General features: G+C 49.8%; 7 protein-coding genes and 1 pseudogene. 5 read left to right on the forward strand and 3 right to left on the reverse strand.

Features of this window, described 5'->3' with window-relative positions; all coding sequences use genetic code 11:
* Nucleotides 1–15: 15 nt before the first annotated feature.
* From asrA to asrC, 3 genes are read left to right on the forward strand one after another with little or no spacing between them, the layout of a single operon-like run.
* Nucleotides 16–1,059, forward strand: a complete 1,044-nt coding sequence (gene asrA / locus FEM44_RS12785) for an anaerobic sulfite reductase subunit AsrA (protein ID WP_135523611.1) — start codon at nucleotides 16–18, stop codon at nucleotides 1,057–1,059.
* A 3-nt stretch (nucleotides 1,060–1,062) separates the two neighbouring features.
* Nucleotides 1,063–1,881 (forward strand): anaerobic sulfite reductase subunit AsrB, encoded by an 819-nt coding sequence (gene asrB, locus FEM44_RS12790; protein WP_135523612.1) that lies wholly within the window; start codon nucleotides 1,063–1,065, stop codon nucleotides 1,879–1,881.
* Between the two features lie 10 nt (nucleotides 1,882–1,891).
* On the forward strand, nucleotides 1,892–2,905 hold the full coding sequence (gene asrC / locus FEM44_RS12795) for a sulfite reductase subunit C (protein ID WP_135523618.1): 1,014 nt from the start codon (nucleotides 1,892–1,894) through the stop codon (nucleotides 2,903–2,905).
* 159 nt (nucleotides 2,906–3,064) lie between these two features.
* Here asrC and FEM44_RS12800 read toward each other — a convergent pair whose 3' ends face one another.
* Both FEM44_RS12800 and FEM44_RS12805 read right to left on the reverse strand, forming a co-directional pair.
* On the reverse strand, nucleotides 3,065–7,480 hold the full coding sequence (locus FEM44_RS12800; RefSeq protein ID WP_138158982.1) for an AIDA repeat-containing protein: 4,416 nt from the start codon (nucleotides 7,478–7,480) through the stop codon (nucleotides 3,065–3,067).
* Nucleotides 7,464–8,693, reverse strand: a complete 1,230-nt coding sequence (locus tag FEM44_RS12805) for an autotransporter strand-loop-strand O-heptosyltransferase (protein WP_135524087.1) — start codon at nucleotides 8,691–8,693, stop codon at nucleotides 7,464–7,466. The genes FEM44_RS12800 and FEM44_RS12805 overlap by 17 nt, the downstream gene beginning before the upstream one ends.
* A 561-nt stretch (nucleotides 8,694–9,254) precedes the next feature.
* Here FEM44_RS12805 and FEM44_RS12810 point away from each other — a divergent pair.
* Together FEM44_RS12810 and FEM44_RS25540 are read left to right on the forward strand one after the other, a co-directional pair.
* On the forward strand, nucleotides 9,255–10,139 hold the full coding sequence (locus FEM44_RS12810) for a helix-turn-helix domain-containing protein (protein ID WP_138159024.1): 885 nt from the start codon (nucleotides 9,255–9,257) through the stop codon (nucleotides 10,137–10,139).
* 485 nt (nucleotides 10,140–10,624) lie between these two features.
* Nucleotides 10,625–11,023, forward strand: coding sequence for an adhesin biosynthesis transcription regulatory family protein (locus tag FEM44_RS25540; RefSeq protein ID WP_240731788.1), 399 nt, complete (start codon nucleotides 10,625–10,627; stop codon nucleotides 11,021–11,023).
* Nucleotides 11,024–11,456: 433 nt separating this feature from the next.
* On the opposite strand, the pseudogene FEM44_RS12820 reads toward FEM44_RS25540, so the two are convergent.
* Nucleotides 11,457–11,741, reverse strand: a pseudogene (locus FEM44_RS12820) (PerC family transcriptional regulator).
* Nucleotides 11,742–11,765 lie beyond the last annotated feature (24 nt).

An 11,765-nucleotide genomic window follows, 5' to 3' on the forward strand; every position in this document is an offset into this window, starting at 1 on the left:
GTAATGGAGTATGTGATGGCTGTTAAAATCACGCCTGAAGAGTTCAGTCTGTTAATCCGGCGATTGAGCACGCAATGGCGCGTCATGGCGCCTTCTGCCGAGTTTCGCGGCGGGCGTTTTGCTGATACGGATAACATTATTTATCAGCAAATCCGGGGATGGGATGACCTGGTCTGGCAGGAGAAATCTCACATGTCACCCAATACGGTTATTTCACCGATAACAGAAACGCTCTTTTATTTTAATAAAGACACTATCCAGATTGCGGAGACAGATACCAAGCCAGTACTGATATTTGCCCGCGCCTGTGACATTAATGCCATGTCGCGGCTGGATTATATGTATTTATCAAACGGAAATAATTCTGATTACAGTTATCAGCGACTGCGCGACCATATTCGTTTTGTTCTGATTGAGTGCCCGCAAAGTTTTGAAAACTGTTTCTGTGTCTCCATGGGGAGCAATAAAACCGATCATTACAGCGCGGCAATGCGATTCAGTGACGACGGCGCCAGTGTTTTTATTAAGGATGCTTTTTTTGAAGAAGCCTTACAGGGAATGGGACAGCGCATAGAATATGAGCCTGTCTTCGTCAGCGAAAACCCGGAACAGGTTACCCTCCCTGAAAAAATCTGTCAGTCCCCCCAAAGAATTCGCGACATTATTATCAATCATCCGCTCTGGGATGAGTTCAACAGCCGCTGTATTGGATGTGGGCGCTGCACAACCGGGTGTCCGACCTGTACCTGCTACAGCGTTTTTGATGTGGCTTATGACGAAAATCCTCAGCGCGGTGAACGCCGTCGCCAGTGGGCCAGCTGTATGGTGCTAGGCTTCAGCGATATGGCCGGCGGACACAGTTTTCGCCAGTCTGCGGGAGAACGTTTACGTTACCGTGCACTTCATAAAATCAATGATTACAAAGCCCGCAATGGTGCTGAGCATATGTGCGTGGGCTGCGGACGCTGCGATGACCGTTGTCCTCAGTACATTAAATTCTCACGTGTTATCAATAAAATGACTGCCGCTGTCCGGCAGGCACTCTCCGGGGAGGTATAACCTGTGTCAACGTGTTCCTGTCACGATAAAGAAAAGCACAGCCTGTTGCCTGCTGCATACCGCATTATTTCCATCACCCGTCATACGCCACAGGAGTGGAATTTCCGTGTGGAAGTCGATTTCCCGGCTCGCTGGGGACAGTTTGTCCAAGTCTCCCTGCCATGTGTCGGAGAGGCGCCCATTTCTGTTTCTGACTGCGGAGAGGGCTGGATAGACCTGCTTATCCGCAATGTCGGCCAAGTGACCGGCGCGCTTTTTACCCTCCGTGAAGGCGACAGGGTATGGCTGCGTGGCTGCTATGGTAACGGCTACCCTGTCGATGCCTTCCGCTACAAATCTCTGGTGGTCATTGCCGGCGGTACCGGCGTTGCGCCGGTCAAGGGACTGATGCGCTATTTCGTCGAAAATCCGCAGGAAATCAACCGGCTTGACATGATTTTCGGTTACAGAAACCGGGACTGTGTGCTGTATAAACAAGAGATGGCGAACTGGCATCGGCACCACAATCTCATTCTGACCCTGGATGAAGGCGTGGCGGATGAACGTTACCGTACCGGGCGGGTCACTGACCATCTGGCAGCGCTGACATTTGAAGATATCAGCACCATGCAGGCGATTGTTGTTGGTCCTCCCGTGATGATTAAATTCACCGTACAGATGTTGCTGGAAAAAGGGCTGCAGCCGGAACAAATCTGGGTGGATTATGAACGCCGGATGGCCTGTGCAGTGGGGAAATGTGGTCACTGCCGCATGGGGGATGTCTACGTCTGCGTCGATGGTCCGGTTTTCAACTATGCCGTGGCCCGTCAGTTTACAGACTGAGGAAAAAATGATGAGTGTGGATATTGATATCATTAAGACCCGGGCAAACAATGAATATCGCCTGTCCAAAGTCCGTGGCGAAGCCATGATAAGTGTTCGTATACCAGGCGGCATTCTGCCCGCTCACCTGCTGACGGTGGCACGCGAGATTGCGGAAACATGGGGAAATGGTCAGATCCATCTGACTACCCGCCAGAAACTGGCCATGCCGGGGATCCGTTATGAAGATATCGACAAAGTGAATGCCGCGCTGGAACCTTTCATTCGGGAAATTGAAATGGAGCTGTGTGATGTTCAGGTTGATGATCCGAAAGCCGGATACCTGGCGATTGGCGGACGCAACATTGTCGCCTGCCAGGGTAACCGGATTTGCCAGAAAGCCAATACCGACACCACAGGTTTATCCCGGCGACTGGAAAAGCTGATTTATCCCAGCGCCTATCACCTGAAAACCATCATTGCCGGGTGTCCGAATGACTGTGCCAAAGCGTCTATATCAGACTTTGGTATTATTGGTGTGGCCAGAATGCGTTTTACTGCGGAACGTTGCATTGGATGCGGCGCCTGTGTGAAAGCCTGTGCTCACCACGCCGTGGGGTGCCTGTCATTAAAGAACGGGAAAGCCACAAAGGAAGAATCGTTCTGTATCGGATGCGGCGAATGTGTTCTGGCATGTCCCACCCTCGCCTGGCAGCGTCAGCCGCAGGAGTTCTGGCAGGTTCGTCTGGGCGGGAGAACCGGTAAAAAAACGCCCCGGATGGGTAAGTTATTCCTTAACTGGGTTACAGAGGATGTCATCAGACAGGTCATCACCAATCTGTTTGAGTTTGAAAAAGAAATGCTGGGGGGTAAACCGGTTTACCTCCATATGGGCCATCTTATCGATAAAGGCGGTTATCTGCGTTTCAGGGAACGGGTATTGCGTGATGCGAAGCTGAATCCCGAAGCCATGGTCGCTGAACGGATTTACTGGGTGGAAGATGAATCAGTGGCCCGTATTCATCTCAGAAGCGTCGGATATTAATTTCTGTCTGGCCACAGCACTGAGGATGTTGTGGCCCTGTTCATTTAAAATAACAAGTGTAAAGGTGGTGAATGCGGGCGTTTTTCCGCGCGTTGTTTCCTTTTGCCGATAGGGGCAGTAACAGGTATAAGAGCGCCCGTTACTGCCCCTTTTTCCGTATCAGAAATTAATCCGGAAACCGACGCTCCCTGTTACCGGCGATTCTGTATTCTCGCCATTCTGGTAACTCGCTTCTGCCCACACCCCGGCATTCGCTGTCAGCTGAGCACTCACCCCGGCACCGTATTTCCCTGTGGTGCCTGAGATATCGTTAGTAAAGTTATAGCTGTCATTTATCCGGACCCTGTTGTTATCCGAAAACTCATGGCTCACTGCCGTCGTCAGATACGGTCTGACAACAGTTCCGGCAACATCAAGATTCATCCCGAGGTTCACACCCACTTCACCCTGAAGTGATTTGGTTGTCCCTGCTTTCGCCTTCATACCATTATCCAGACTGATATCCTTTGATTCTGCCCGGAATGCCGTACTACGGAGATAAGGCTGAATCCAGGTGTTTTCATTCAGACTGAAGGTTCTGCCTGCTTCCAGGCTGCCACCAAAGCCATTCTGATGATAATCGCCTTTCACTGCCGTGCCGTCACTCATCCAGGTGCGCAGTTCGTTCCTGAAACGGTTAACTTTGATAACGCCATCCACATAGTAACCATCATTGTTAAACCAGGTTGCATACAGACCACCACCGGTACTTCCGACAGTACTGCTGCCACCACGGTTATGGCTGATGCTGTTATCGGTATAGGATACAAAAGCCCCCACAGCCAGCCTGCTGTCATTCAGGTCAAATACGGTGTCGCCGCCGGTTTCCATTCCGCTCTGGGTCAGTGAATAACCTGAGCCGGCACCACCGCTGATACGGGTATCTGACCCGGTGTACCGTCCCCAGACACCACCCGGTGAACGGGTATTCTGCATGACATCGCCGTGACGAAAACGCAGACTCTGAAGCTCACTGTTGAACACATAGACCGGTGCCGTTGCCATATTCAGCACAGCATCAGCCGATTTTGTTGTATGGCGTACCGGAGGTACCGGGTTATCTGTTCCTGGATTATCTGTTCCCGGATTATCTGTTCCCGGGTTATCTGTTCCTGGCTGACTACTGTCAGCTTTCAGGTACCAGTCAGTATTTTCCTTGTTCAGATAGTATTCCCAGGTACCGGCATCCACTTTCCCGCCGTTCAGGCTGAACGCAGCATCGCCACTGCCGGTATGAACGACCTGAAGTGGTGTGCCTGCGGAAACAGGTTCAAGACCGGTATTTCTGATGTCCAGCACAAAATTGCCACTGGCATTCCCCGTCACATTCAGCATGTCTCCGGTATGAGATGCGATATCCGTGTTCATCCGGAATGTCCCGTTACCTGAAAGACTTTCAGACACCAGTGAAACCGGCCGGAAAGCCTGCGTCAGGCGCGTGGTGGCTGACGGACGGAAATCGACAGTCCCGTTATCCAGCGTTAATGCACTGACAGTGGAGTCACCATCGAGATGCCAGACAGAGGCTCCCTTAACCGTCATGTCACCTGCACCAGTGTTGTCTCCCGTAACGCTCCCCGTCAGGATGCTTCCGTTATCCAGCGTCAGGATGGTGCCTGACTGTGTCGTCACATTAGCGTTCGCCTGAAGGGTAACCATCGTCATTGCAGCGCCACTCTGAAGAGCAATCCCGCCATCCTGAGACAACAGTCCGCTGAAGCGGGTATTTCCGCCTTCCTGGGTCAGGGTACCGCTCCCCGTCAGGGTACCCGCAAAGGTCGCCGCACTGTTGTTGAGGAAATACAGGTTTCCTTCATTTGTGACATTTGTGAACGTACCACCGGCGAGCGTCCCTTTATCTGTCAGGGTGGTGGTACCACGAAGTACACCGCCGCTCCGGACATCCAGCATACCGCCACTGCCAACAGTTGTGTCGCTGGCGTCATGACCACTATTAACACTCAGGTATCCACCATTCTCCAGCAGCATATTGACGGCACTGCCACCGGCAATGCTGAAGCTGCCGTTAATGTTGGTACCACTCAGAGTGGCAGAGGTGTCCGTAGAAATAGCCCCGCCGCTGTTCTGAGTAATGTCAACTGCACTGCCACCGTTGACAGACAGGAAACCACCACTGTTAATGGTGGTGCTCGTTGTACTGCCGCCACGGTAGACATACTGCTTACCACCACTGTTAATAGTGGTGTTCGTTGCGCTACCACCTTCAACATTCATTCTGCCGCTATTGTTAATAATGGTGTTCGTGGCCTGATGACCACTATTAACACTCAGGCCTCCACCATTCTCCAGCAGCATATTGACGGCACTGCCACCGGCAATACTGAAGCTGCCGTTAATGTTGGTACCACTCAGAGTGGCAGAGGTGTCCGTAGAAATAGCCCCGCCGCTGTTCTGAGTAATGTCTACTGCACTGGTGCCCCTTTCGACAGACAGGAAACCACCACTGTTAATAGTGGTGTTCGTTGTACTGCCGCCCCCGTAGACGGACAGGCCACCACCACTGTTAATGGTGGTGTTCGTTGCACTACCTTCGACATTCATTCTGCCGCTATTGTTAATAATGGTGTTCGTGGCCTGATGACCACTATTAACACTCAGGTATCCACCATTCTCCAGCAACATATTGACGGCACTGCCACCGGCAATGCTGAAGCTGCCGTTAATGTTGGTACCACTCAGAGTGGCAGAGGTGTTTGCAGAAATAGCCCCGCCGCTGTTCTGGGTAATGTCAACTGCACTGGCGCCGTTGTAGACATCCAGTCTTCCCCCGCTGTTAATGGTGGTGCTCGTTGTACTGCCGCCATCGAAGATATTCTGCTTACCACCACTGTTAATGGTGGTGCTTGTGGCACTACCGCCCTCGACCTCCATCCAGCCGTTGTTAATAATGGTGTTCGTGGCCAGGTGACCACTATAAACTCTCAGAGAACCACCGTTCTCCAGCAGCATATTACTGGCACTGCCACCGGCAATACTGAAGCTGCCGTTAATGTTGGTACCACTCAGAGTGGCAGAAGTGTCTGTAGAAATAGCCCCGCCGCTGTTCTGAGTAATGTCAGCTGCACTGGCGCCCCTGAAGACGGACAGGTAACCACCACTGTTAATGGTGGTGTTCGTTGCACTACCGCCGAATTCGACAGCCATACCACCGCTATTGTTAATAATAGTGTTCGTGGCCTGATGACCACTATTAACACTCAGGTATCCACCATTCTCCAGCAACATATTGACGGCACTGCCACCGGCAATGCTGAAGCTGCCGTTAGTGTTGGTGCCATTCAGGGTGGCAGAAGTGTCTGTAGAAATAGACCCGCCGCTGTTCTGAGTAATGTCAACTGCACTGGCGCCCCCGTCGACAGACAGCCCACCGCCACTGTTAATAGTGGTGTTCGTTGTACTGCCGCCCCCGGAGACGGACAGGCCACCACCACTGTTAATGGTGGTGTTCGTTGCACTACCGTCGGGGCCGACAGCCATGCTGCCGCTATTGTTAATAATGGTGTTCGTGGCCTGATGACCACTATTAACTCTCAGGTATCCGCCATTCTCCAGCAGCATATTGACGGCACTGCCACCGGCAATACTGAAGCTGCCGTTAGTGTTGGTGCCACTCAGGGTGGCAGAAGTGTCTGCAGAAATAGACCCGCCGCTGTTCTGAGTAATGTCAACAGCACTGGCGCCCCCGTAGACAGATAGCCCACCGCCACTGTTAATGGTGGTGCTTGTGGCCTGATGACCACTATTAACACTCAGGTATCCACCATTCTCCAGCAGCATATTGACGGCACTGCCACCGGCAATACTGAAGCTGCCGTTAGAGTTGGTGCCACTCAGGGTGGTAGAAGTGTCTGCAGAAATAGCTCCGCCGCTGTTCTGGGTAATGTCTACTGCACTGGCGCCCCCGGAGACGGACAGGAAACCACCACTGTTAATGGTGGTGCTCGTGGCACTACCGCCGACTTCGACAGCCATACTGCCTCTATTGTTAATAATAGTGTTTGTGGCACTAACGCCGTCCCTGACACTCATGCTGCCGTTATTGTTAATAATGGTGTTCGTAGCAGTGGCTCCGTCGTCAAGCCATTGCCTGCCGCCATCGTTAATGGTGGTATCCGTGACACGGCCACCAACGACATGCTGAGTGCCTCCATTATTAATGGTTGTATTTGTGGCACTACCGCCATAAACACTTTGGGAACCACCGTTTATAGTGGTATTTGTGGCGCTGCCTCCACTGGAGACAGACTGGGCTCCATCATAGTTAATGGTGGTATCTGTCGCCGTATCACCGGCATTCAGCAACATTGTGAAGGGCGTTCCTTCGTTCCCCAGGATATTATTGTTATAATCCACCGCCAGAGCAGGAGCAGATGGCAGAAGCAGGCCAGCAATCAGCCCCGCCAGTGCGGTACGCCTGATTTGCCGGGGGCGACGACCGCCTTTACGGGTCAGTTCTGAGGTAACGACCCACATCCCGGTGGATTCATTCCATACAGTGTTATAAACCTTGTTCATTATTCGTTCCTTTTGTAAGACAGGTTTTATCTCCCTGCTTCATCAGGGAGGCATGGAGTCTGCTGATAACGCCATTAACCTGTGTGCCTGTTATCAGTCGGGTGCATTCAAATTGCCGGTCCGTGTTTTTATGTCTCGGACACCACAGAAAATCCTTGTGGTCAAAATTCAGTGATGTATCGTCCCAGCATCCGTTACAACCATGGGAGTTGAACACCCGCCACGGGGTATAAAACTCACTGTTCGGCAGGCTGAAGCCACTTATCAGCACCACCGGAATACCGGTTGCCCATGCCAGCCATGACAGCCCACTGGCCAGACCAATAAAGAAGCTGGCATGACGCAGCAGATTAACCCGCTCCTGTAGCGGAAAACTGCCGGTAAAGTCTTCCGCTCCCCAGGGAATGTGATTCCAGACAAACCCCTGACCGTAATGAGCCTCCCGGTCAATACACAGCACCCGGTAGCCCAGCGATTTCAGGTGAGCAACGACCTCACTCCAGCCGGTGCCGTTATTCCAGTATTTTGCCTGGCAGGTGGATTGTGTGGCGATGCACACATAAGGCTCCCGGACAGTCCGGGAGGCGGACAGGTCAAGCCGGACCGGTGCTTCTCGTGGGTCAACGCCCAGAATGTAACCGGCTGAACGATGAAAACCGACCTGACGAAAATCCACCGGCTGGTTATTTGTGTCACCACCAAAATAGAGCCCCACCCGGTATGTTGCATAAGGTTCAGTTGTGCGTGGTTTCTCCGGCGTGGAGAAACATATCTGCGGATATTGTGGTGCCAGCAGGTCAATGATGTCCTGCGCCATTGTGCACTCCAGCCGGCACTGATGCAGGGACTGAAAACGTTCGGCATAAGGGAACCAGCCCAGCAGGTCACCCAGAGTACCGGTGGGGAATGAAATCAGAACATCACGGTCCGTCAGGTTCAGCGTTTCATCCAGCAGGGGAGTATCTTCGCCCTGACGGAATACCTGAATACGGAAGCGCACAAAATATTTCTTGCTGCTGGTCACCCAGCCATTATTGATGTCACAGCAGAAAAGAATATTTCCGGAATCTGCATCCAGCAGCCGCACATGCCATTTACCTTCAGGAAGGAGCACCCGTGCTCCATCATTAAAGTCATACAGGATGTTGTCGGGGCCGTGCTGAGTGGGTATTTCCGGAGGGGAAATAAAAAATGTTTTTAACGGTGCCTGCATGCTTTTATCACCAGAATTAATATTCACAACGAGTATAGGATAATAGTTCAGCTATGCATCATTTAATATTACATGCCACCGGGAACATAACAAAAACCGTAATAACCTGGTTTTTGTGGTAAACAGCCTGATACTGACAGAACCGGAAATAGTTGAGTGCCGTTATATTATCGCTCAGAAACATATCTTTATCCTGCCCATATCACTTTGAGTGCCGGACAGGGAGAACAGTGAATTTATGACGCCACAACGTAACAATACATCGCCAGTATGTACCGGTGCCCGCTAACACTCCGGTCACCGTGCAGGAACCGGACAACAGTAAGACCGGAACTGTTTTATCATGAGTCTGTGTCAGTGGTTGCTGCAGGCCTGTTCAGTTACCTCCCGGAATATATAGTTATATTACTATATAAATCAGGGGGTATATATCCAGAGAAAAATCACGGCATTCATGTAATTCCAGGAATAAGTTATTTCCGGCAAACATGATTATCATGTAAAACAGAGCATACAGGATAGCAAAATTCTGTATCACACTCCCCTGACAGGAGAAAGGAAATGGCAAATCAGTTCCACAGAATGACGGCAGAAAAAATTCTTGAATATGTTGATGCAGAAGTGGAGAGTGGACGTCGTACAGATATCGGTACGCTTGCTGCTTATTCGGGGTACAGTCGACGACATCTGCAGCGTCTGTTTCTTTCCGTGACGGGGATGGGACTGGGAGAGTATATCCGACGCAGACGACTGAATCGTGCTGCGTTGCTGCTGCGTTTCTCTCAACGGAGATATCAGGATATTGCTCTCAGTGTGGGGTTTGACTCCCAGCAGTCGTTTAACCGGGAATTCAGGAAAAATACCGGAATGACCCCGGCACAGTATCGTGAAAAACCAGAGTGGGTGTTTTTTCCCCTGTCAGGTTCGATACGTAAAAAGTATGAGATTTCCCGGCCGGAGGAAGTATTCCTGTCGGGTGGAACGGTTGTGGGAGAGGAAGTGGTCTTTTATGGAACAGTGGATAATTATCTGGACAATGCAACAGTACGTGCGTATCTGGAGCGGATATTTGGTGAAAAATCACAACGCCAGGGAGAGTTGTGGGTTGTGACCCGGGCAACGCCCGTATCGGATAAAAAGTATCACTATCGGGCTGTTAATGGTATAGGCCTTCCCGGAGGGCAGGAAGGTAAGGTGTTTCCGTACAGTGAAGGAAAATATCTGAAGGTTCGGTTTGAGACTGAACGGGAGACACATATTGAACAGATGTATTATCTGTATCTGAATATATTGCCGGAAATGCGGGCTGTCAGAAGGGCAGAGCCTGAAGTGATGGTGCTGGAATATGAACAGGGTAAGGTGATGTGTACACTGTATATTCCTGTGGTTGTCGAAGAACAACAGGCTGATGCCGTGTCTGTAAATCATTATCAATTAAATCGTTAAAACAACGACAACAGGCAATTTCGAACTGAAAACACCACAGACCATAATGATGCGTTTGTCCTCTGTTTTTTAAAGATACAACGGACAGCGTTCTTTAATAAAGTATTGTTCATTTGTCTGCTCCGGAGGCAGCGTCTGCCGTGATGCAGGATTTCCTCAGTAATTACCAGGTGATGGCATCCCTGCCTGAAAGGTTGGGCGACACTCGCTAAAAAAAGGTTTGTATTTTCATCTGTACCGTCATTTTTACCCAAGCTCGGGTGATGACTGCGACTACCGGAGCAAAGTTGTTTATACCGCACGGCGCAGACCATGGAATAAGCGCAAACAGTACAGTGTAAAACATATGCAATGTCACAATTAGCAAATACACGAAATGCTGTATACATATACTAAAACAGTGCATGTAAGAGCATTCGCATATTTATCTCTTAATAACCATCCTTCTGTTGTGTTTTTAAATGAGATCAGGAGCACCATTAAAAATGAATACATTATTCAGAGGCGAATCAGACAGAGGATTAACGGAGGAAAATTCAGACAGTCGTTTCCGACACAACATATATTCGGTTTTATCGAAGAAAAATACAGTTATATCAATGGAAGAAGTAAGTGAGGATGAGTTCTGGTGTATTATTGAACTAAGCTCAATACGCAGCAATAAAATAATAAAGGCCCTGTATGAATATATGGTGTTAAAACATTCAAGAGCCGTCAGTTGTAGTAATAACGGGGTCAGTAATGGTTATTTTGGTAGTTGCCTGGCAAGAATTGAATACGTCATCCAGGTGGTGAGTGAGTTATTTTTTTATTATAACAATGCAACTAATAAAAAACATCAGGTAACAACACGTTCTGAACAAGAAGACAATATGGCTGTGTAAGACTAACGCTGATTAAACCTTCCCTGTATCCGGTGATGATTATATTCAGTTTCTGCAACGCCATTCCTGAGGGGGCAGTTTAAGTTGTATATCCCGTACGAAAGGTTTTCTGATGATTCAAGGCATTGAAAACTTTCACTTACCACATCAACAATCATATCTCTCTGACTAAAGCAGTAAACAGAGTGATTGAGTTAATTAATTCTTTCTGTGGATCATTCGCCGTGCACAGAGCAAAAATATACACATCATATAAAACAGCCAGAATATTCGGCGGCTTGGCTGTTTTTTTATCAGGAATTATGCATAAAAGCAAATGCTTGCCTGAAACGTAAACATCACTAACAGAAACCGGGGTTACAGGAATACACGTATTCACTCGTCCCCGCATTTTTCTTTAATAAAACCACGGCAACAATGCAAACGTATCCACTCAGAATACGGCTCCGGGCGGGGTAATAACCCCCATTCGTTTTAGTGTTGCATCCGCAGCTTTTGATACTTCACTGATGTCCAGCTTATCTGGTGGCGGTGGGGGAAGCTGTGCCAGACAATGCTCCCGGCGCAACAACAACCACTCCCGTTGTGCTTCTGTACATTCAACATTTCCCATGACAAAAAGCCAGCAGGCGGAGGCTCTGCACTAGTAACCAGCGGCATCCCGTTTCTGTGCAACCGCGTCTTCTACAACTTCCGGGGTATTCTTTTTCCTGCTCAAAACATCAACTCACTGAAATAATGC

Origin of the sequence: Escherichia sp. E4742, assembly GCF_005843885.1 — a bacterium.
Taxonomy (GTDB): Bacteria; Pseudomonadota; Gammaproteobacteria; order Enterobacterales; family Enterobacteriaceae; genus Escherichia.